Genomic DNA, 20,689 nt, shown 5'->3' with positions numbered 1-20,689 from the left:
AATATGAACATATTTTCAATTTTGTTTGATTTTTTCATGATTTTTGAAAGGAAATGAAAAACAGGGCTGTAAGCTGACAACCCTGTGTAGTTAGATAAATAAGCAAAATTAGTGAGTAAAGTCAAGTACCATTCGACCTTGAATAGTTCCCTCAGCCATTTCGTCAAAGACAGCAGGAGCGTCTTCCACTGGACGAGTTTGAACGACGGGAACAACCAAGCCTTCGGCTCCGAATTGGAAGGCTTCTTCGAGATCTTTACGAGTACCAACAAGAGAACCAACGACTTGAATGCCATCAAGGACAGTTTTGACAATGCTGAGATCCATCATTTCAGATGGAAGACCAACGGCTACGACACGACCACCAGCACGGACACTGTCGACCGCTTGGTTAAAGGCTACTTTTGATACGGCAGTTACGACAGCTGAATGAGCACCGCCTGTCTTTTCTTGGATAAGACCAGCCACATCTTCCACCTCACGTCCGTTGATGACGATATCAGCGCCGACTTGTTTGGCTAATTCTAATTTATCATTGTTAATATCAACAGCGACAACATGGGCATTGAAGACTTTTTTCGCGTATTGAACGGCTAGATTTCCAAGTCCTCCTGCTCCAAAGATCACAATCCATTGACCTGGGGTGAGTTGAGCCTCCTTGATGGCTTTATAAGTCGTTACGCCGGCACAAGTGATAGAGCTTGCTTGGGCTGGATCGAGGTTTTCAGGGACTTTGACCGCATAGTCAGCTGTTACGATACATTGCTCAGCCATTCCTCCATCAACAGAGTAGCCAGCATTTTTTACAGTACGGCAGAGTGTTTCACGACCTGTATTACAATATTCGCAGGCACCACAACCTTCAAAGAACCAAGCTACACTGACACGATCGCCGACTTTCAAACTTTTCACATCTGGAGCGATTTCTTTGACAATCCCGATGCCCTCATGTCCGAGGATACGACCAGGAACTTGGCCAAAGTCACCGTGAGCTACGTGAAGGTCTGTGTGGCAAACACCACAGTATTCAATTTCGACCAGAGCTTCGCCAGCTTCTAGTGGACGCAGTTCTTTTTCAACAACTTCTACACCAGTAGATTCGGGATTTACAACAACAGCTTTCATAACGGTTCCTCCAATTTGTTTTGATATGTTCATTATATCACAAACTTTTTGAAAAAGCAAACGGTTGCAAAAATTATATTTTATGTTTTAATCACTTGACATGCGAGATGAAAGTGCTATAATATGACTGAAAAGCCGATTTAGCTCAGTTGGTAGAGCAACGCACTCGTAACGCGTAGGTCGTAGGTTCGAGCCCTATAATCGGCATATTTTATGACTTATATTAAAGTTGGATAACCGTAGAAATTATCAAATGTTACGATAGTGATGAAAAATACCTTTTGGCAAAGGAAATTTTGGCGGATTTACAGGAATGGTTTGGAATTCCAGAGAGTAGCGAGGCTTATTGCCAAGAGGCACGAAAGCTTCCTATGAGGGTCGTCTATGAGCATAATTAGACAGTGGGTTTCATCACTCTTTCTTATCCAAGTCCTGATTGTGCAGAAATTCACTGTATGGCACTCAAGAAAAATAGGCACCGTCGTGGAGTTGGACGCAGGCTGTTAGCTGTTTTAGGGGAGCGGGCTAAGAAAAGTGTTTGTTTTTACAGGTGAAAACTGTGGCTAAGGGCTGCTATGAAGCCTATAATCAGACGAACGCGTTTTATCAAGCTATGGGATTTTATTTGCTAGAGATTTTTCCGACCTTGTGGGCAGAGTATATTCCGTGTGCTATTTATGAGAAATATCTTACAAGCAGTCATCGGATTGCTTTTTCTATTTTTATCAGCAATAAATTAGATAAGGATTGCGGTTGTGAAACATCCAATCCTTTTTCTATGCTCACCCCAACCACTTACTGGCTATTTTTAACCACTTACGTAGAACCTCTTGTATTGTGTCGATGGGGTGCTATAATGGTAGCAAAGGATGAAGCAGTGAGAGGGGGGATCTGTGTGCGGATTCGTGTAGAGTTAGATGAGACATTGTCGGAGACGGAGGTGGTGATTCGGACGGCGCAATTTGGAGAGGAGCTGGCCCTCATTCAGAGAAGTTTACAGCAGATGATAGCAAAGCCTCTTATTTTTTACAAGGGCACGAGCGAATACTTCTTGAGAGTGGAGGAGATTCTCTTTTTTGAAACAGATGGCAGTAAAATCTTTGCACATTCTGCCGAGGATGCCTACGAGGTAAAGCTTAAACTGTATGAATTGGAGGACTACTTGCCCTATTATTTCTGTCGCATTTCCAAGTCCACTATTGCCAATACTCAAGCGATTTATTCGCTAGACAAGTCCTTTTCAGGAACTAGTCGAATCAGTTTCTACAAAACCCATAAGCAAGTGCATGTATCACGGCACTATTACCAATTGCTAAAAGAAAAATTACGAGAAATGAGGTAGGATATGAAAAAAAATATAGTTGGAATTCTTTTTCTGCTGTTAGCGGTGACGATTTTAATTGGAGGTTTTTGGTGGAAGGATTTTCAGATAACTATCTGGCTTTGGGCTTGGGTAGCTTTTACAGCTTATGTGGCGATAAAGCACTTGCTGCAGAGAGATTTTATTGTGACAGGAATATTTGGCTTGCTCTGCATTTTTGCCCTTAATAGCACTTATCGATTTTTACCGATTGAAAACTCTGTTTTAATCCTTACGACCATCTGTGCAGTGATTGGTCTTAATATCCTCTTTAAACCCCAAAAATGGCAGAAGAGATTGAGAAAAAGAAGTTTTCAAGAGGCAAGCTCTGGTAATCATGTGGAAGTTTCCTTTGGTTCGACGACCAAATACATCAGTGATGACGCTTTTAGAGAGGGTAGTGCGGATGTCTCATTTGGAGATGCGACAGTCTACCTAGATAATGCTAATATAATAGAAAACAGAGCACAATTTGTAGTAGATGTTTCTTTTGGTAATCTCACACTTTACATTCCTAGAATTTGGTGTGTAGATTTACGAGTGGATAATTCTTTTGGAGCTGTTGATTACAGACCAGTAGATGGAGTTTTTGAGAAAACTCTTTTAGTCACAGGTGATGTTTCCTTTGGACATTTGGAAATTATCTATATTTAATAAAAAATGAGGTTATCCCCTTGCCAAGCGTTCTTTTTTTTGGTAGAATAGTTTGGTATGTGGTGCTAGCACATCCGTAATATTTGATCAAATGAGGAGGAATACACATGGCTAAAGTATGTTATTTTACAGGTCGTAAGACTGTATCAGGAAACAACCGTTCACATGCGATGAACCAAACAAAACGTGCGGTAAAACCAAATCTTCAAAAAGTAACTGTTTTGATTGATGGAAAACCTAAAAAAGTTTGGGCTTCAGCTCGTGCCCTTAAATCAGGCAAAGTAGAACGCGTTTAAAAAACAGCCCGATGGGGTTGTTTTTTGCTAGTAAAGGGAGGTCTCTAGGACCTCTTTTTTACAAGCTGAGCGGTGCTGGATGAGTTTAGGCTGACGGGGTGATTTTAGTATCTAGTGCTGATTTTCCAATAAAATCCGCCTAGACACGTTCCTTTTTTACAGCTTGCTTAAAATATGGTAGAATAAAGTATAAAATAATTGAGGTACAAATAATGACTGTAAAAATCAATACAAAAGATGGTCAAATTGAACTAACAGATGATGTCATTGCGACAATTGTTGGAGGAGCTGCGACCGAGATTTTTGGTGTGGTGGGAATGGCGAGCAAAAATGCGCTTAAAGACAATTTCCAAGCGCTTCTTCGTCGTGAAAACTTCTCAAAAGGTGTGGTTGTGAAAACAACGGAAGAAGGCAGCATTGCAGTGGATGTTTATACCGTCTTGAGTTATGGCACAAAGATTAGCGAAGTGTCAAAAAATATCCAAGAACGTGTTAGATTTAGCCTCGAAAACCAATTGGGCATTACAGCCGATACGGTCAATGTCTATATCCAAAATATCAAAGTTGTAGGAGAATAATTGTGTCAAAAATTACTACGAGTTTATTTCAAGAAATGGTGCAGGCGGCATCCACTCGCTTAAATAAACAAGCTGAATATGTCAATTCTTTGAATGTTTTCCCCGTTCCAGATGGCGATACGGGGACCAATATGGGCATGACCATCGAAAATGGAGCAAAAGAGGTTTCAAATAACTCAGCATCAACGGTTGGTCAGGTAGCTAGCATTTTTGCAAAAGGGTTGTTGATGGGTGCACGGGGAAATTCTGGGGTGATTACTTCTCAGCTTTTCCGCGGTTTTTCTCAAAGTGTCAAAGAAAAAGAAGAATTGGATGGAAAAGACTTGGCACTCGCTTTCCAATCAGGTGTGGAAGTGGCTTACAAGGCTGTCATGAAACCTGTTGAGGGAACGATTTTGACCGTTTCTCGTGGAGCAGCGATTGGAGCTAAGAAAAAAGCTGATCAAACCAATGATGCAGTTGAAGTGATGAAAGGGGCACTTGAGGGGGCGAAAACAGCTCTTGCCAAGACTCCAGACATGCTTCCAGTGCTGAAAGAAGTTGGTGTGGTGGACTCAGGTGGTCAAGGGCTAGTCTTTATCTATGAAGGATTTTTGTCTGCGTTAACTGGGGAGTATATCGCTTCTGATGATTTTGAAGCAACGCCTGCCACGATGACAGAGATGATCAATGCAGAGCACCACAAGTCTGTAGCAGGGCATGTTGCGACTGAAGATATCCAATTTGGCTACTGTACAGAGATCATGGTAGCTCTGGGTCAAGGGCCAACCTATGTCAAAGATTTTGACTATGATCATTTCAGAAACTACCTCAATGATCTTGGGGATTCGCTTTTGGTAGTTAATGATGATGAGATTGTCAAGGTCCATGTTCATACAGAGGATCCAGGACTTGTCATGCAAGAAGGTCTGAAATACGGAAGTCTTGTCAAGGTCAAGGTCGACAATATGCGCAATCAGCATGAAGCACAAGTTCAAAAAGAAGAAAAAGCTGTGAAGCCAGCAGAAGAAAAAGAGTATGCTATTATTGCAGTTGTAGCCGGAGATGGGTTAGCAGAGATTTTCAAGGCTCAGGGAGCTGATTATATCATCTCTGGTGGACAGACTATGAATCCTTCGACAGAAGATTTTATCAAGGCTGTTGAGCAGGTCAATGCTCGCAATATCATTATTTTGCCAAATAACAAAAATATCTTTATGGCAGCGCAGTCAGCAGCAGAAGTATTAGAGCAGCCGACGGCAGTGATTGAAACGCGGACCTTGCCACAAGGATTGACAAGTCTTCTTGCCTTTGATGAGACTAAGTCTATCGAGGAAAATCAAGAGCGGATGTCAGCTTCGCTAGAGGATGTCGTGAGTGGTAGCATTACCACAGCCGTTCGCGATACGACGATTGATGGGCTAGATATTCATGAAAACGATAATCTTGGCATGGTAGATGGTAAGATTGTCGTGTCAAATCCAGATATCAAGGAATCCTTGCGTGAAACCTTCAGCAAGATGTTAGATACGGACAGCGAAATTGTAACCATTTATGTGGGAGAAGAAGGCAGCGAAGAATTGGCCAATGAAATCTCTCAAGATATTATGGAGCAATTTGAAGATGTGGAAGTGGAAATCTACCAAGGCGGACAGCCAGTTTATCCATATCTCTTTAGTGTAGAATAAGACAATTGACAAAGCAGGATAGGCGTGACTATCAGCTTTGTCTTTTCTTTTGAAAAAGAGTTTCTATGAGTGATAGATTGTATCATACTCGTCAAAAATCAAAATCTGACGGGCTAACTCAGCTAACTTTTGTTATCCCTGCGGTTTCGTTGCCTGGTCAGAGTTTGATTTTAAAGAGTATCAGATGTGTTTTTACTAGTATCTACGATGCTTATCTAAACAAAGTAGGAAAGCAAGAAGAGTTAGCTCAAGTCATTTATTGGCTGATGGGGGATGATGAGAAGAGTTTGATCGAAAAACTTTGTCGGGGTGTTTCCGTACGCGATTTTTTCTTCATTTTCCAATCTCCATCCAGATGCGAGTAAAATCAGAGAGAAACTCTGTGGCGTGCAGATTGAAACGATTGTAGATTTGACGATGCGACGCATTTGATACTTGGATAAGGTGGTGGACGAGCTGGTAAAAGAGAAGGATTTGCAGTCTATTTTTCATCGAAAATGAGCTGAAAAGTCTATCAGAGTGCTAGATTTGACAAGTTTAGCCTAAAATGATATGCTCAATGGGGAGAGGAGAATAGTATGAAAAAAGTTATTCCTTTAGTCTTATTGGGCTGGATGTGTTTGACGGGCTGTTTTTTGAATGCCAAGGGAAAAAATAGTTTAAAGACTTCTTCTAGTCAGGAGACCAGTTTATCGAAAACGGCAGAATCTTCAAGTACAGAAGAATTGCAAGAGATGGTGACACGTACCTTTGCAGGTGAGGTTAATGGCACCACTCGTCAAGATATGATTACTTATCAAGGGAAGAAAATTCTTCATCTGAAATTGAAACTGATTGGCAATCTTCCAGAAAATATGAGGGCTGTTGCTGATAATTTGACATTGGAACAGCTGCGACAGGTCTTTCAAGAAGGAGTCGAAAAGAATGAGGCTTACCAGTCAGTAGCTGCGATGGAAGGGGTGAATGTCCTTTACCAGATTACAGAAGATAGGCGACTGCAAGCTGATATTGATTTGGATATTGATAAAATGGATACCAGTCAGTTGAAATCCTTGCCGATGTTTAGTGATATTCCTTTGAAAGAAATCCAGGAAATGTCCCCAGTGACCTATATTGCTGGTCTAAAAGTGATTGGTCTTAGTGAGGTGACAGACGATTCAGCTGTAGAAAAAGGAGAAGGTCAATGAAACGATTAGGGATGCTTCTCGTATTTTCATTTTTAATGCTTGGTGCTTGTAGTTCTAAGCTTGAGCAGGTGAAACCGTCAGTGCAGGCCGAAGAAGTGACGCGAGTTTTTAAGGGGACGGTCAAAGGTCTGGAAGAAGAGGCAAAAGTCACGAGCAGAGGCTCGAAAGTCTTGACTTTGGATCTTATCGTTGAAAGGCCTTTGAGTGAGCAGGAAAAAGAGTATATTACCCGCTTGGATGCAACGGAAGTTCTTGCTTTAATTGAGGCAGGACTTGACCTGCAGGGAGAATTTGAACGTTTGCAAGCCTTGGAAGGATTTGATTTGACCAGTGAATTGACCGACCAGCAAGTTTTTCGCTTGACCCTCCATTTTGATATGGAAACCTTAAATCTCAAGGAAGCTCGTCAGTCAGAGCTTTTGAAAAAATTTGATTTGGATCAATTGATGAATGTTACAGCCGACGATTTAATCGAAAGTCTGAAAGACGAAGGCCTAGTAGAAGTCCACTAACCCATTCTCTTCGAGCAATCGAAGGGAATTTTTTTATGACATTTGTCACATTTTTCCATGACAAATCTATCTAGTGAGAAAAAGGGAGAAGGCGTATACTGGCTATAAAGAGAAAAGGAGAATGAGACAGTAGATTGTAAAAGTCATTGTCCTAACCCTTGCAGGAGTTGCTACCTATCACTTTATAGGGCGACAGTTTGAAGGAGGTTTCCCGTGGGAAGTCTATGCCACTCTTGGGATTGCTGTTTATATATTCGATCAGATGAGTTAGTTGTTCAAGAAACTCATGAAATTACAAAAGGAGGATAAGTAAATGAAACGTTTTTTGCTAGGATTGGTTGTCGTTGTTCTCACAGGGATTCTGAGTATCGTTGGACTACGAATGTGGAACGACCGACAGTATCAACAAAAGGAAATGGGAAGTCTATCTCATTATCGCAATCCCCAAGATATTTCCCTATATAATACGACTATTGAGGGGGTCACGATCGAGCATATTGAAGGAAACTATCTCAATGGCTTTTCCTTGAAACCGAAACTTCGCAAGCATGAGGGAGTCATCGTCACATTTGGTGGTTCGGAGGGAAGTCCAGCCTATGAAAGAGCTGTAATGTTAGCCCAAAACGGCTATAGGGTCTTAGCCTTGTTCTTCTTTGGTATGCCCAATCAGCAGGAGACCTTGGTCGATGTACCAGTTGAGTATTATGAAGAAATGGAAACCTATATCCGTAAAGATTTAGGAGAGCTAGGACCTATTACCTTGATTGGGGCTTCAAAAGGAGCAGAGTATAGTCTTCTTCTGGCTTCTTTATATGATTCGATTGATCATGTGGTGGCTTATGCGCCCTCGAGCTATGTCTTTGCAGGATTGGATTTTCAAAATATTTCGTCATCTTGGTCACAAGCAGGAAAACCGATTCCCTACGTTGATATGACTAAGGCAGGTTCTCTTGCTTTGTTTTGGGATTTCGTGACCAAATCACCTATCTCTTACTTGAAACTGTATCAGACAGCAGTTGATATAGATGAAGAGCGAGCAATGAAACGGATTCCAATTGAGAAAGCTAAAGCAGATATCGTGTTATTTGCAGGAGGGGATGATCAAGTGTGGGAAAGTGGCAAGATGGTAGAGGAGATAAAGGCTCGCCGACCAGATAAGACGATGGTGCACCTTTATCCAGAAGCAGGGCATATATTTATTGGAAATGGCGTAGCTGATGCAGGTGGAATGTATATGAAGGTTGGAGGAACGGAAAAAGCTAACCGAGAAGCGAGAGAAGATAGCGACCGTCGCCTACTTTCGTATTTAGCGAGCTGGCATGCACCAATTGAAAATCAGTAATTCTTTTTTAAAATTTAGGCAAAAGCTGTTATAGTGAAAATGAGTCAAATTACAAAAGGAGGTCAGAAATGAGCATGATTGAAGTCAAAAATATCTCAAAAACGATAAAGGAAAAACAGGTTTTGCGAGATATTTCCTTTGAAATTGGGGAGGGTGAGTGTGTTGCTCTAATTGGGCCAAATGGTGCTGGAAAGACAACGTTGCTGTCTTGTTTACTGGGAGATTGGTTTGTGACAAGTGGCAGTATTCACATTCAGGGGCGTCAGGTAGCAGACCCAGCTTTGAAAAAGGTAGTGGGGATTTTGCCACAGGAAAATGCTGTTCCGACCGATCTCAGGGTCAGCGAATTGATAGCCTTTTTTCAGGAAATTTACCCCAATTCCTTGTCGAATCAGGAAATTGATGCTCTGTTGCGTTTTTCTCCTGAGCAGAAACAGCAACTGGCTGCGAAATTGTCTGGCGGTCAGAAGCGTTTATTGTCCTTTGTTTTGACCTTGATTGGTCGTCCGTCCATTCTCTTTTTAGATGAGCCAACAACGGCTATGGATACGTCAACCCGCCAGCGTTTCTGGGAGATTGTTCATGACTTAAAAGAAAAGGGGGTAACCATTGTGTATTCTTCCCATTATATCGAAGAAGTTGAGCATACAGCAGACCGTATCTTAGTCTTACACCAAGGACAGCTTTTGCGGGATACGACTCCTTTTAAAATGCGCTCTGAGGAGCGGGAAAAGCAATTCACTATTCCAAAAGAGTATCGAGCGGTGGTGGAATCGTGGGAGAATATCTATGGCATGGAAGCAAGTCATGATCGTCTCCGTTTTATGACCAAGGAAGCAGATGTAGTCTGGCAAGCGTTACAGGAAGTCAACTGCCCAATCATGGAGATTGAAATGACCAATAAGACCCTACTCAATACCCTATTTGATACGACCAAGGAGGAAGCATAATGAAAGCTCTGTTAAAAATTGAATACCTCTTAACCAAGCGAAATGCCTTTGGCTTTATTATGGGAATTGGCATGCCTGTCCTCTTTTTCCTTTTGTTTTCTTCCATATTTGATTCTCCCTATGAGGATGCTACTCTGCTTACGAGAAATTATTTACTGACGATGACGGCTTTTAGCATGAGTAGTTTTGGCTTATTTAGCTTTCCTAGTATGCTGGAAGAGGATGTGAGAAATCGCTGGATCTTGCAGATTCAGCATTCTCCCGTTCCCCTTTCCCAGTATTACCTTGCCAAAGTGCTAAATGTCTTGGTTTCGTTTGTCATCTCGATTATGGTCAATTTTGCAGTTGGGGCAATTTTTCGAGATGTAAGAATGACAACGGAACAGTGGCTGGTATCAGCCCTCTTATTGCTTGCAACCAGCATGGTTTATTTGGCGATTGGGCTTGCCTTGACACTCTTTAAAAATCGGCAAACGTTGTCTGTTGTTGCCAATCTCTTGTATTTTGTGCTAGCGATTTTTGGTGGTAGTTGGCTGCCCTATGAAGCTCTTCCTGACTGGATGCAGTCGGTAGCTCATTTTACCCCATCTTACTATGCCAATCAACTAGTCCTCCGCTATATCAACGACCATCATCTGCAAGTCACCTCTTTACTAATGGTCTTATTGTATACTATAATAATAACAGGTCTAGCCTTGGTGCTAAAAAAGAAACAGGAAGTGAGATAAGGTGAGATTACTGCATAAGTTCAAACAAATCCATATCATGTACTATGTATCCTTGCTGTACTTGGTTTTTCCCTTTTATTATTCGCTAAGCGGTGGCTATCCATTTTATATCTTTTGGTTGACGATTTTGTTTATCGTTGCTTATCTTGGTATTGTGATGATGGAACATCCGCTGGTAGTCAACCTCTTTTGGCTCTATCTCTGCTTTTATGTGGTTTTCGTTACCTTTAATGGAAGCCCCAATATTTCTATGTTCAATTTTTTCCTATCGAATATTTTGGTCTGGCGTTTTGGGGACGATAAGCTGATAGGGTTTCGCTATATGAGCTTTTATCTTGTATTCCTCGCCACCCTCTACCCTGTTCTGGCTGATACAGATGTTGCCACACAAATTTTTCTCTTAATTATGGATATGGTCTGCCTAGGGATGTTGTATGCCATGAGGCAGATCATCAAGCAAACAAAGATTGAACAGGAATTAACAGCAAAAAATGCCTCTATCAACCTGCTTTTAGCAGAAAATGAACGCAATCGGATTGGGCAAGATTTACACGATACCTTGGGGCATGTCTTTGCCATGATGAGTGTCAAGAGTGAGTTAGCCCTGACCCTTATGGAGCATGGAGCCTATGAAAAGGCACAAAAAGAAGTACAGGACTTGCGGGATATTGCCAAAAATTCGATGCAGGAAGTCAGAGAGATTGTCCAAGCCGTAAAAGTACACAGTCTTGAAGAAGAGTTGCAGATTTTAGGAAATATGCTTGAGCTGGCAGGGATTGCCTTGACCATTGAGAAAGAAGAAATAGCAATTGGTCGAGAACAAGAAACCGCTTTGACCATGGCCCTGCGTGAATTGGGGAATAACCTTATCAAGCACAGTCAAGCAAGCAGTTGCCGCATTCAGTTGAGTGAAAAAGACGGCTGGGTGCGAGTTTTAGTAGAAGATAACGGGATTGGTTTTGAGCAGGTGACGGGTGAGGAGTTGCACTCCATTCGTGACCGGCTCATTCGCTATCAAGGCAGGATGGAAATCATTTCTAGCAAACAGCCGACACAAATTCAGCTAGACATTCCAAAAGGAGACAAAGATGAACATACTCGTTGCTGAAGACCAAAGCATGTTGCGGGACGCCCTCTGTCAGCTCTTGGAATTACAGGACGGCGTAGCCCAAGTATTTCCAGCCCAAAATGGCTTAGAAGCACAAGCTATTTTACAAAAGGAAAAGGTAGATGTCGCCATTTTAGATATTGAGATGCCTGAGATGACGGGTCTCGATGTCCTTGAATGGGCAAAAGAGGAGTTCCCGAGCTTAAAAGTGATTATGGTGACGACCTTTAAACGGCCGGGCTATTTTGAACGTGCAATTCGAGCAGATGTGGATGCCTATGTCTTGAAAGAACGCAGCATTGCTGAGTTGATGCGGACCATTGAACGTGTGCTCCAAGGAAAAAAAGAGTATTCGCCAGAGTTAATGGAAAGCTTTTTCACCATGAAAAATCCCCTGACCAAACAGGAACAAATCCTACTCCAAAAAGTCGCACAAGGCCTATCCAACAAAGAAATTGCCGACCAAATGTACCTGTCAAACGGAACTATTCGCAACTACATGACCACCATCCTCAGCAAATTAGGTGCTGAAAACCGCACCGAAGCCGCCAACACCGCCAAAGAAAATGGGTGGCTCTAACAATCCAGTGGATTGTTAGAGGTTGGAAATAAAAGAACCGTAGGTTCTGTCCATGCAGTTCAGTGGATTGTTAGAGGTTGAAAATAACGGAACTGTAAGTTCTGTCAATGCAGCTGGGAGCTTATTGGAGGTGGGAGATGAGAGAAACGAGGTTTCTTTCATTGCAGTCCGAGGGAGTGTTACAAGTTGGAAATAAAAGAAGTGCAGGTTCTACCAATGCAGTCTTGAGCTTATTGGAGATAGGGGAAATAGAGCTTTTTACTATCAGATGGCTAAAAATGGCTCTTTGTCAACTGTAGTGGGTAGATGTCAGCTAACACCTAGAGAGGACCAACTTGGTCTTCTCTTTTTTGATGTTTAAGGCAATCAAAATCCGCTTTTTGAAGTTTTCAAAGTTCCTGAAACCAAAGGCATTTCGTTTAATGACTTTGATAAGATTATTGGTAGCTTCCAATTTAGCGTTGGAATAAGGCAATTCCAAGGCGTTTAAAACCTTGTCCTTATCCTTTAGAAACGTCTTAAATACCGTCTGGAAAATAGGGTTAACAGTGGCTATTTCTTGTTCAATTAGGTCAAAGAAATGATCTGAGTTCTTCTCTTGGAAATGGAATAAAAGAAGTTGATAGAGTTCATAATGTTGTCGTAACTCATCTGAGTAGGATAGGAGCTTGTCTAAGATTTCCTTATTGGTCAAATGCATGCGAAATGTAGGGCGATAAAATCGTTTATCACTGAGTTTACGGCTATCTTGTTGTACCAGTTTCCAGTAGCGTTTTAAGACACGGTATTCCTGGGATTTTCTATCGAATTGATTCATGATTTGTATGCGGACACGGTTCATAGCACGGCTGAGATGTTGCACAACGTGGAAACGATCAAGCACGATTTTAGCATGAGGAAAAAGTTGTTTGGCTAGTTGATAGTAAGGGCTAAACATGTCCATAGTGATGAATTTAACGCGGTTTCTGACCTGTCTAGGGTATCTCAGAAAGTGATTTCGGATGGTTGCTTGCGTTCTTCCATCAAGGATAGCGATGATGTTATTTGTGTCAAAATCTTGAGCGATAAAGCTCATTTTCCCTTTCTTGAAGGCATACTCATCCCAGGACATGACTTCTGGAAGCTTAGCCCAATCCGTTTCAAATTTAAACTCATTGAGTTTTCGAATAACTGTAGATGTTGAAATGGAGAGTCTGTGTGCGATATGTGTCATTGCTTGCTTTTCGATGAGTAATTGTGCGATTTTCTGGTTGACAGCGACAGAGATTTGATGGTTCTTCTTAACAATAGGAGTTTCAGCGACCGCTATTTTCCCACAGTCTTTGCACTTGAAACGACGCTTTCGAAGGCGGATAAGTAGCGGGTAGCCAGCAGTTTCTAAGTAGGGGATTTTAGAGGCTTTCTGGAAGTCGTACTTAGCCATTTGTCCCTTGCAGGAAGAGCATTTAGGGGCTGTGTAATCCAAGTGACCGTGGAGTTCTAAGTGTGTTCCCATGTCGCATTCATTAGTGATCGTGATATTTTTGTCTTTCATTTTGAGAAAATTTGTGATAAGATTTAGTTGTTCCATATGAGTCTTTCTAAATGATGGTTTTGTCGCTTTTCATTATAGGTCATATGGAACTTTTTTTTCTACACTGAAAAAGGTTCCATAATCTCCACAGTGGATTTACCCACTACAGAAATTATAGAGCCCTAAAAATTAGGAATAAGACTAGTAAATGTATCATTGCTAGTCTTTTAATATAAAATTTTGCTGGGGTGAGAGTTGCAATGCTGGTCAAAAATCAAAATCTGGCGTCGTTAGCTTACCTTGTTTCAACAGTCGGTTGGAAATAAGGATTATGAAATAATCCTCAGCGTAACCTCTTGTTTTGCATTTATTTTTTAGTGCGCAAGTTACGCTCGTTTTATCCATCATCTTCCACACTTCTCAATTGTGGAAGGTAGTTAGATGTTGATGTTTATAGAGTACACGTCAAGCAAATCTAGGTTTTAGCAACAGGCATGTACAGGTACTTGATTAACGATGGATAAAGCTTAGTCTGTTTAAGAGCTAAGATGTATTGGATCAGATATGAATAGTTCGCCTTTTTTTGTTGATTATTTCACGAAGATTTGCGACAAAAATTCGGATTTTAATAAAAAATCTGAATTTTCGATAAAATTCCCTTGCAATTTTTTTCAAAAATGGTATCATAGTAAAAAGATTTTAGAATTTTTAGAAAATTGAAAATTACTGAAAGGAGACGTATGGAAAAACGGATACTTGAATCACCTAAAACAGGATCGGAATTGCTACTTGAAACCTTAGTAGAACTGGGTGTGGATACTATTTTTGGGTATCCAGGTGGAGCGGTTTTGCCCCTCTATGATGCCATTTATCAGTTCAAGGGAATTCGTCATATCTTGGGACGCCATGAACAAGGTTGTCTTCACGAAGCAGAAGGTTATGCAAAATCAACGGGTAAAATCGGTGTAGCCGTTGTGACGAGTGGTCCGGGTGCGACGAATGCCATTACAGGGATTGCGGATGCGATGAGTGATAGCGTACCTCTGCTTGTCTTTACCGGCCAAGTCGGTATTTCAGGAATTGGTAAAGATGCCTTTCAGGAGGCAGACATTGTCGGAATTACCATGCCGATTACCAAGTATAATTACCAAATTCGTGAGACAGCTGAGATTCCACGCGTGATTACAGAGGCTATTCATATCGCAACGACAGGTCGTCCGGGGCCAGTGGTTATCGACCTACCCAAGGATGTATCGGCCAAGGAGACGGATTTCATCTTTGATACAAGGATTGATTTGCCAAGCTATCAGCCAGTGATGACTCCAAATGAATTGCAGATTAAGAAGATTACCAAGCAGTTGGCCAAGGCTAAAAAGCCTGTTATTCTAGCAGGGGGTGGTGTTAGCTATGCAGGAGCTTCAGAAGAGCTACTTGCTTTTGCAGAACGGTACCAAATTCCAGTCGTGACGACCCTTCTTGGACAGGGGACTATTGCGACAAGTCATCCTCTTTTCTTAGGGATGGGGGGCATGCACGGTTCTTATGCGGCAAATATTGCCATGACGGAAACGGATTTTCTAATCAATCTTGGTTCTCGATTTGATGATCGGTTGACTGGAAATCCTAAGACATTTGCAAAAAATGCTAAAGTCGTGCATGTGGATATTGACCCGGCTGAGATTGGTAAGATTATTGCCGTTGATATTCCTGTGGTGGGTGATGCCAAGCAGACCCTCCAGCTCTTGTTGAATGAGCCTGCGGTGAAAATGAATACGGAAAAGTGGCTAGAGCGTGTAACCGATAATAAACACCGTGTTCGCTCTTATGATAAGAAAGAACGCGTAGTGCAACCGCAAGCCGTGATTGAACGTATTGGTGAATTAACTCAAGGCGATGCTATTGTTGTGACGGATGTTGGGCAGCATCAAATGTGGGCAGCTCAGTATTATCCTTATCAAAATGAACGCCAGTTGGTCACCTCAGGCGGTCTAGGAACGATGGGCTTTGGAATTCCGGCCGCGATTGGTGCAAAATTGGCCAATCCAGACAAAGAAGTCGTTTTATTTGTCGGAGATGGTGGTTTTCAAATGACCAATCAAGAATTGGCGATTTTAAATGGATACGGCATTCCGATTAAGGTTATTTTGCTCAATAACCATTCCTTGGGAATGGTGCGTCAGTGGCAAGAGTCCTTCTATGAAGGACGGACGAGTGAGTCGGTCTTTGAAAGCGAGCCAGATTTCCAACTCTTAGCGGCTGCTTATGGCATTAAACACTATAAATTTGCCAATCCAGAGACACTGTACAAGGATTTAGAAGTCATCCAGGACAATCGACCGATGCTGATAGAAGTGGATATTTCCAGAAAAGAGCACGTTCTTCCAATGGTACCAGCAGGTAAGAGCAATGCAGAGATGTTGGGGGTGAAGTTCCATGCGTAGAATGTTGACAGCCAAGCTTCAAAATCGTTCAGGGGTTCTCAATCGTTTCACAGGCGTTCTTTCTAGACGTCAGGTCAATATTGAAAGTATCTCTGTTGGTGCAACAGAAGACCCAAATGTCTCACGGATTACAATTATTATTGACGTTGCTTCGCTCAATGAAGTCGAGCAAATCATCAAGCAGCTCAATCGCCAGATTGATGTCATTCGCATTCGAGATATAACAGACAAACCACATTTGGAGCGCGAGGTTATTTTGGTGAAAATCTCAGCACCTGCAAACAAACGAGCAGAGATTTTAGCTATTATCCAGCCATTTCGTGCGACAGTAGTTGATGTGGCACCGAGTTCGATTACCATTCAGATGACGGGAGATGCCGAAAAGAGCGAGGCACTTTTAAGGGTCATTCGTCCTTATGGGATTAAAAATATCGCACGCACAGGAGCCACTGGTTTTACACGAGATTAAGCAAGATTAGTAGTTTTGTAGCAAATTAAGAAATAGAAAAGAGAGAGAATAGATTATGGCAGTAGAAATGCAATATGAAAAAGATGTAACAGTAGCAGCACTTGATGGCAAAAAAATCGCCGTTATTGGATATGGTTCACAAGGACATGCCCATGCGCAAAACTTGCGTGATACAGGCCATGATGTCATTATTGGTGTTCGTGCAGGTAAGTCATTTGACAAGGCAAAAGAGGATGGTTTTGAAACCTTTGAAGTAGCAGAAGCTGCAAAACAAGCAGATGTCATCATGATTCTTGCTCCAGACGAAATTCAAGCAGATTTGTATGCAGAAGAAGTGGCACCAAACTTGGATGCAGGAAATGCACTTGGTTTTGCTCATGGCTTTAACATTCATTTTGGCTTTATCAAAGTTCCAGCAGATGTGGATGTTTTCATGTGTGCTCCGAAAGGTCCAGGTCACTTGGTGCGCCGTACCTTTGAAGAAGGTTTTGGAGTGCCAGCTCTCTATGCCGTTTATCAAGATGCGACGGGTAATGCCAAGCACATTGCGATGGATTGGGCAAAAGGTGTTGGTTCAGCACGTGTTGGACTTTTAGAAACAACCTTCAAGGAAGAAACAGAAGAAGACTTGTTTGGTGAGCAAGCTGTTCTCTGTGGTGGATTAACGGCCTTGATGGAAGCTGGTTTTGAAGTCTTGACAGAAGCAGGTTATGCACCGGAATTAGCCTATTTTGAAGTATTGCATGAAATGAAATTGATTGTAGACTTGATTTACGAAGGTGGTTTCAAGAAAATGCGCCAGTCTATTTCAAATACGGCAGAATTTGGGGACTACGTATCAGGACCACGTGTGATTACAGAGCAAGTGAAAGAAAACATGAAGGCTGTTCTTGCAGACATTCAATCAGGTAAATTTGCCAATGACTTTGTTGAAGACTACAAGGCAGGTCGCCCACGTATGGAAGAATACCGCAAGGCAGCAGCGGAGCTTGAAATCGAAAAGGTAGGTGCTGAATTGCGTAAAGCAATGCCATTTGTTGGTAAAAATGATGACGATGCCTTCAAAATCTACAATTAAGATGGAGCTTGGTCAAGTCAGATAGGATATATAGTGAATGGAATAAAGGTTAGGACATCGTTAAGTCGCTTTGATGAACGCCAGTTCTATCTGCAGCTCCTTGCCTTGTCTTATTCCTTTCTCAATCCACTATAAATACCCAATAATCTGATGAGGATAGAAAGTAAGTGAGGAAAGGGGCTAGCAAGATGCTCAGCTCCTCACTTTTTTCATGGATGGATAAGGAGAAACTATGTTAACAGCTAAGGACATTGTACGTGCTCATAAGGTATTAAAGGATGTGGTGGTGTATACCCCACTTGATTATGACCCGTATTTGTCAGAAAAATATAGAGCGAAAATCTATCTCAAAAAAGAGAATGCCCAGCGTGTTCGTTCTTTCAAAATTCGTGGTGCCTACTACGCTATTTCGCAACTGAAAGAAGAGGAGCGTAAGCGTGGGGTGGTCTGTGCCAGTGCGGGAAATCATGCCCAAGGAGTTGCCTTTACCTGTAATGAGTTAGGAATTCCTGCAACGATTTTCATGCCGATTACCACACCTCAACAAAAAATTGGTCAAGTTCGTTTCTTTGGTGGTGAGATGGTGGAGATCAAGTTGGTCGGAGATACGTTTGATGCTTCAGCTAAAGCAGCACAGGATTTTACGGAGCGTGAAAATCGGACCTTCATTGCACCTTTTGATGATATCCATGTGCAGGCCGGTCAAGGTACGGTAGGTTATGAAATCATGGAAGAAGCCGAGCGTGAATCCATTGATTTTGATACGGTTTTAGTACCAGTTGGTGGAGGCGGTTTAATTGCGGGAGTTGCTACCTATATCAAGGAAACTAATCCAGCCATTGAAGTCATTGGGGTAGAAGCTGAAGGGGCTCGGAGTATGAAGGCTGCCTTTGAAGCAGGAGGTCCTGTAAAGCTCAAGGAAATTGATAAATTTGCAGACGGCATTGCCGTACAAAAAGTAGGCCAATTAACCTACGAAGCGACACGCCAACATGTGGAAAATTTGATCGGTGTGGATGAGGGCTTGATTTCTGAAACCTTAATTGATTTATATTCGAAACAAGGAATTGTGGCAGAGCCAGCAGGTGCAGCCAGTATTGCAGCCCTAGATGTCTTGAGCGAGTACATCAAAGGAAAGACTGTCTGCTGCATTATCTCAGGTGGTAATAACGATATCAACCGCATGCCAGAAATGGAAGAGCGGGCGCTGATTTATGACGGTATCAAACATTATTTTGTTGTCAATTTCCCTCAACGTCCCGGAGCTTTGCGAGAATTTGTAACAGATATCTTGGGACCAAATGATGATATTACGCGTTTTGAATACATCAAACGTGCTAGCAAGGGAACAGGTCCGGTCTTGATTGGGGTGGCTTTAGGTGACAAGCATGATTATGCAGGATTGATTGAACGGATGGAAAAGTTTGATCCATCCTATATCAACTTACGAGGAAATGAAACCCTTTATAGTTTATTAGTCTAATCTGTAAGAAATTTCTATTTTATTATTTTTTATTTGCAATATCAATTATAAAAGAGTATAATAGCTCATATAGAAAAGGAGGACTGTCTATGGAACTAAGTGTATTGCTAGTGTTGGTGGTGCTAATCTTTTTGATAGTAGGAGTGGGGCTCAGCTCGATTTATGTGGTTCGTCAGCAATCCGTTGCCATTATCGAACGATTTGGGAAATACCAAAAATTGAGCAATAGTGGCATTCATCTCCGCTTGCCGTTTGGGATTGATCATATTGCTGCGCGTGTGCAACTTCGTTTGCTGCAAAGTGAGATTGTGGTGGAGACAAAAACTCAGGACAATGTTTTCGTGACCATGAATGTGGCAACCCAGTATCGGGTTAATGAAAACAATGTCACCGATGCCTACTACAAGTTGATTCGACCAGAAGCACAAATTAAGTCTTATATTGAAGATGCTCTTCGCTCCTCTGTCCCTAAGTTAACCTTGGACGAGCTGTTTGAGAAAAAGGATGAAATCGCTCTTGAAGTGCAAAAACAAGTGGCAGAAGAAATGTCAACCTATGGTTACATTATCGTGAAAACCTTGATTACCAAGGTTGAGCCAGATGCCGAAGTCAAGCAGTCCATGAATGAAATCAATGCTGCCCAAAGAAAGCGGGTTGCTGCTCAAGAATTGGCAGAGGCGGACAAGATCAAGATTGTTACCGCCGCAGAAGCAGAAGCTGAAAAAGACCGCCTGCACGGTGTGGGGATTGCCCAACAACGGAAAGCCATTGTGGACGGATTGGCAGATTCTATCAAAGAACTGCGCGGAGCAAATGTAGAGCTCTCAGAAGAGCAAATCATGTCGATTTTATTGACCAACCAATATTTAGATACCTTGAATAATTTTGCAGATAAACAGGGAAATAATACAATTTTTCTACCGGCAAATCCAGATGGTGTAGAGAGCATTCGCACTCAAATATTGTCAGCATTAAAGGCAAAGTAGAGAAAATTCAGAATTATTAATTTTCATCCATCAAAGTTTTTTTATTGACAAACCGTCCAAAAACTTTTAAAATAAGAAGGAAGTAATAAAATAGGAGAAAGAAATGGCTAAGTCAAACTTTGAAAAAGTAGAATCAGTTGTTAGCTGGGTACGTGACAAAAAAATCACTGGCTATCGCATTAGTAAAGAAACCAATGCCCGTGAAATGTCTATCATTGCCCTTGCACAAGGCCGTGCAAAAGTGAAGAATATCTCATTCGAAACAGCACTAGGCTTGATTGATTTCTATGATAAAAACCATGAAAGATTTGAAGATTAATCTTTAAAAGAGCAGGTGATGTCACCTGCTTTTTGTGTATAAGGGTTGCTTGCTTCAGAAAAATTGATAGAGAAAAGGAATAAGCTCACAAAAGAAAAGAGGTCATACTCATTTAATTTCAAAAATAGCCAACCCATATATAAAAATATATTTTTGTTATGAAATGAAGTGGGCTAAGTAAGAAAAACATGATGGTTTTTCAGCAAATGAAAAGGACAGTGAAAAAAAGAGGTAGGAAACATCTAAGAAAATCGCAAAATTGCTAACTTTGATTTTCAGTGAGTATCAATTTATACTCATCAAAAAGTCAACA

Annotated in this window: 22 protein-coding genes and 1 tRNA gene; 21 read left to right on the top strand and 2 right to left on the bottom strand. The window is 41.6% G+C overall.

Annotation, left to right across the window (positions count from 1 at the left end; genetic code table 11):
• Nucleotides 1-108: 108 nt before the first annotated feature.
• Entirely contained in the window at nt 109-1,125 is a 1,017-nt protein-coding gene (adhP, locus tag BFM96_RS00935; protein WP_068989187.1) for an alcohol dehydrogenase AdhP, read from the bottom strand.
• Between the two features lie 134 nt (nt 1,126-1,259).
• On the opposite strand from adhP, the gene BFM96_RS00930 reads away from it, so the two are divergent.
• The 15 genes from BFM96_RS00930 to BFM96_RS00865 all read left to right on the top strand — a co-directional run bounded on the left by BFM96_RS00930 (nt 1,260) and on the right by BFM96_RS00865 (nt 12,087).
• A tRNA-Thr gene (locus BFM96_RS00930) sits at nt 1,260-1,332 on the top strand.
• A gap of 248 nt (nt 1,333-1,580) precedes the next feature.
• A complete protein-coding gene (locus tag BFM96_RS11420; RefSeq protein ID WP_229676530.1) occupies nt 1,581-1,679 on the top strand; it encodes a hypothetical protein in 99 nt (32 codons plus the stop codon).
• A gap of 341 nt (nt 1,680-2,020) precedes the next feature.
• Nucleotides 2,021-2,467: a LytTR family DNA-binding domain-containing protein gene (locus BFM96_RS00925; RefSeq protein ID WP_145939739.1), complete on the top strand. Its 447-nt coding sequence runs from the start codon at nt 2,021-2,023 to the stop codon at nt 2,465-2,467.
• A gap of 3 nt (nt 2,468-2,470) precedes the next feature.
• Nucleotides 2,471-3,139: a hypothetical protein gene (locus tag BFM96_RS00920; RefSeq protein ID WP_068989185.1), complete on the top strand. Its 669-nt coding sequence runs from the start codon at nt 2,471-2,473 to the stop codon at nt 3,137-3,139.
• Between the two features lie 107 nt (nt 3,140-3,246).
• The gene (rpmB, locus tag BFM96_RS00915) at nt 3,247-3,435 is read left to right on the top strand and encodes a 50S ribosomal protein L28 (protein WP_001140948.1); all 189 of its coding nucleotides are present in this window, start codon (nt 3,247-3,249) and stop codon (nt 3,433-3,435) included.
• A 212-nt stretch (nt 3,436-3,647) separates the two neighbouring features.
• On the top strand, nt 3,648-4,013 hold the full coding sequence (locus tag BFM96_RS00910) for an Asp23/Gls24 family envelope stress response protein (RefSeq protein ID WP_068989183.1): 366 nt from the start codon (nt 3,648-3,650) through the stop codon (nt 4,011-4,013).
• A 2-nt stretch (nt 4,014-4,015) separates the two neighbouring features.
• Nucleotides 4,016-5,680, top strand: a complete 1,665-nt coding sequence (locus BFM96_RS00905; RefSeq protein ID WP_068989181.1) for a DAK2 domain-containing protein — start codon at nt 4,016-4,018, stop codon at nt 5,678-5,680.
• A 65-nt stretch (nt 5,681-5,745) separates the two neighbouring features.
• Nucleotides 5,746-6,045 carry a DUF2200 family protein gene (locus tag BFM96_RS00900; protein ID WP_068989178.1) on the top strand — a complete coding sequence of 100 codons (300 nt, stop codon included), beginning with the start codon at nt 5,746-5,748 and terminating at the stop codon, nt 6,043-6,045.
• Nucleotides 6,046-6,258: 213 nt separating this feature from the next.
• Nucleotides 6,259-6,867, top strand: a complete 609-nt coding sequence (locus BFM96_RS00895; RefSeq protein ID WP_068989175.1) for an SP0191 family lipoprotein — start codon at nt 6,259-6,261, stop codon at nt 6,865-6,867.
• Entirely contained in the window at nt 6,864-7,379 is a 516-nt protein-coding gene (locus BFM96_RS00890) for an SP0191 family lipoprotein (protein ID WP_068989171.1), read from the top strand. Before BFM96_RS00895 ends, BFM96_RS00890 begins: the two co-directional genes overlap by 4 nt.
• A gap of 313 nt (nt 7,380-7,692) precedes the next feature.
• Nucleotides 7,693-8,721, top strand: a complete 1,029-nt coding sequence (locus tag BFM96_RS00885) for an acyl-CoA thioester hydrolase/BAAT C-terminal domain-containing protein (protein ID WP_068989167.1) — start codon at nt 7,693-7,695, stop codon at nt 8,719-8,721.
• 68 nt (nt 8,722-8,789) lie between these two features.
• A complete protein-coding gene (locus BFM96_RS00880) occupies nt 8,790-9,671 on the top strand; it encodes an ABC transporter ATP-binding protein (protein ID WP_068989164.1) in 882 nt (293 codons plus the stop codon).
• A complete protein-coding gene (locus BFM96_RS00875) occupies nt 9,671-10,399 on the top strand; it encodes an ABC transporter permease (RefSeq protein WP_068989162.1) in 729 nt (242 codons plus the stop codon). The genes BFM96_RS00880 and BFM96_RS00875 overlap by 1 nt, the downstream gene beginning before the upstream one ends.
• 1 nt (nt 10,400) lies before the next feature.
• Nucleotides 10,401-11,507: a sensor histidine kinase gene (locus tag BFM96_RS00870; RefSeq protein ID WP_083201718.1), complete on the top strand. Its 1,107-nt coding sequence runs from the start codon at nt 10,401-10,403 to the stop codon at nt 11,505-11,507.
• Nucleotides 11,488-12,087 (top strand): response regulator transcription factor, encoded by a 600-nt coding sequence (locus BFM96_RS00865; RefSeq protein WP_068989158.1) that lies wholly within the window; start codon nt 11,488-11,490, stop codon nt 12,085-12,087. Before BFM96_RS00870 ends, BFM96_RS00865 begins: the two co-directional genes overlap by 20 nt.
• Before the next feature lie 313 nt (nt 12,088-12,400).
• Here the strand turns inward: BFM96_RS00865 and BFM96_RS00860 are convergent, their stop codons facing one another.
• Nucleotides 12,401-13,657, bottom strand: coding sequence for an ISL3 family transposase (locus tag BFM96_RS00860; RefSeq protein WP_068989088.1), 1,257 nt, complete (start codon nt 13,655-13,657; stop codon nt 12,401-12,403).
• A 683-nt stretch (nt 13,658-14,340) separates the two neighbouring features.
• Between BFM96_RS00860 and BFM96_RS00855 the strand changes: the two genes are divergently transcribed.
• The 6 genes from BFM96_RS00855 to BFM96_RS00830 all read left to right on the top strand — a co-directional run bounded on the left by BFM96_RS00855 (nt 14,341) and on the right by BFM96_RS00830 (nt 20,376).
• Nucleotides 14,341-16,041, top strand: coding sequence for an acetolactate synthase large subunit (locus tag BFM96_RS00855; protein ID WP_068989156.1), 1,701 nt, complete (start codon nt 14,341-14,343; stop codon nt 16,039-16,041).
• Entirely contained in the window at nt 16,034-16,510 is a 477-nt protein-coding gene (gene ilvN / locus BFM96_RS00850; protein ID WP_068989153.1) for an acetolactate synthase small subunit, read from the top strand. Before BFM96_RS00855 ends, ilvN begins: the two co-directional genes overlap by 8 nt.
• A 55-nt stretch (nt 16,511-16,565) precedes the next feature.
• A complete protein-coding gene (gene ilvC / locus BFM96_RS00845) occupies nt 16,566-17,588 on the top strand; it encodes a ketol-acid reductoisomerase (RefSeq protein WP_068989152.1) in 1,023 nt (340 codons plus the stop codon).
• Nucleotides 17,589-17,820: 232 nt separating this feature from the next.
• Entirely contained in the window at nt 17,821-19,071 is a 1,251-nt protein-coding gene (gene ilvA / locus BFM96_RS00840; RefSeq protein ID WP_068989151.1) for a threonine ammonia-lyase IlvA, read from the top strand.
• Between the two features lie 89 nt (nt 19,072-19,160).
• Complete coding sequence (locus tag BFM96_RS00835; RefSeq protein ID WP_068989145.1) at nt 19,161-20,057, top strand: SPFH domain-containing protein; 897 nt, start codon at nt 19,161-19,163, stop codon at nt 20,055-20,057.
• A gap of 103 nt (nt 20,058-20,160) precedes the next feature.
• A complete protein-coding gene (locus BFM96_RS00830) occupies nt 20,161-20,376 on the top strand; it encodes a capsule biosynthesis transcriptional regulator (protein ID WP_068989143.1) in 216 nt (71 codons plus the stop codon).
• Nucleotides 20,377-20,689: the final 313 nt, after the last annotated feature.

The sequence above is a fragment of the Streptococcus himalayensis genome (assembly GCF_001708305.1).
Lineage (GTDB): Bacteria > Bacillota > Bacilli > Lactobacillales > Streptococcaceae > Streptococcus > Streptococcus himalayensis.
Note: the sequence above shows the minus strand (reverse complement) of the source record. Positions and strands in the feature narration are given on the sequence as shown.

Excerpts from the sequence above, each read along its gene's own strand:
- adhP (WP_068989187.1), bottom strand. The coding sequence starts at position 1,125 with ATGAAAGCTGTTGTTGTAAATCCCGAATCTACTGGTGTAGAAGTTGTT.
- BFM96_RS11420 (WP_229676530.1), top strand. The coding sequence starts at position 1,581 with ATGGCACTCAAGAAAAATAGGCACCGTCGTGGAGTTGGACGCAGGCTG.
- BFM96_RS00920 (WP_068989185.1), top strand. The coding sequence starts at position 2,471 with ATGAAAAAAAATATAGTTGGAATTCTTTTTCTGCTGTTAGCGGTGACG.
- rpmB (WP_001140948.1), top strand. The coding sequence starts at position 3,247 with ATGGCTAAAGTATGTTATTTTACAGGTCGTAAGACTGTATCAGGAAAC.
- BFM96_RS00910 (WP_068989183.1), top strand. The coding sequence starts at position 3,648 with ATGACTGTAAAAATCAATACAAAAGATGGTCAAATTGAACTAACAGAT.
- BFM96_RS00900 (WP_068989178.1), top strand. The coding sequence starts at position 5,746 with ATGAGTGATAGATTGTATCATACTCGTCAAAAATCAAAATCTGACGGG.
- BFM96_RS00895 (WP_068989175.1), top strand. The coding sequence starts at position 6,259 with ATGAAAAAAGTTATTCCTTTAGTCTTATTGGGCTGGATGTGTTTGACG.
- BFM96_RS00890 (WP_068989171.1), top strand. The coding sequence starts at position 6,864 with ATGAAACGATTAGGGATGCTTCTCGTATTTTCATTTTTAATGCTTGGT.
- BFM96_RS00885 (WP_068989167.1), top strand. The coding sequence starts at position 7,693 with ATGAAACGTTTTTTGCTAGGATTGGTTGTCGTTGTTCTCACAGGGATT.
- BFM96_RS00880 (WP_068989164.1), top strand. The coding sequence starts at position 8,790 with ATGAGCATGATTGAAGTCAAAAATATCTCAAAAACGATAAAGGAAAAA.
- BFM96_RS00875 (WP_068989162.1), top strand. The coding sequence starts at position 9,671 with ATGAAAGCTCTGTTAAAAATTGAATACCTCTTAACCAAGCGAAATGCC.
- BFM96_RS00865 (WP_068989158.1), top strand. The coding sequence starts at position 11,488 with ATGAACATACTCGTTGCTGAAGACCAAAGCATGTTGCGGGACGCCCTC.
- BFM96_RS00860 (WP_068989088.1), bottom strand. The coding sequence starts at position 13,657 with ATGGAACAACTAAATCTTATCACAAATTTTCTCAAAATGAAAGACAAA.
- BFM96_RS00855 (WP_068989156.1), top strand. The coding sequence starts at position 14,341 with ATGGAAAAACGGATACTTGAATCACCTAAAACAGGATCGGAATTGCTA.
- ilvN (WP_068989153.1), top strand. The coding sequence starts at position 16,034 with ATGCGTAGAATGTTGACAGCCAAGCTTCAAAATCGTTCAGGGGTTCTC.
- ilvC (WP_068989152.1), top strand. The coding sequence starts at position 16,566 with ATGGCAGTAGAAATGCAATATGAAAAAGATGTAACAGTAGCAGCACTT.
- ilvA (WP_068989151.1), top strand. The coding sequence starts at position 17,821 with ATGTTAACAGCTAAGGACATTGTACGTGCTCATAAGGTATTAAAGGAT.
- BFM96_RS00835 (WP_068989145.1), top strand. The coding sequence starts at position 19,161 with ATGGAACTAAGTGTATTGCTAGTGTTGGTGGTGCTAATCTTTTTGATA.
- BFM96_RS00830 (WP_068989143.1), top strand. The coding sequence starts at position 20,161 with ATGGCTAAGTCAAACTTTGAAAAAGTAGAATCAGTTGTTAGCTGGGTA.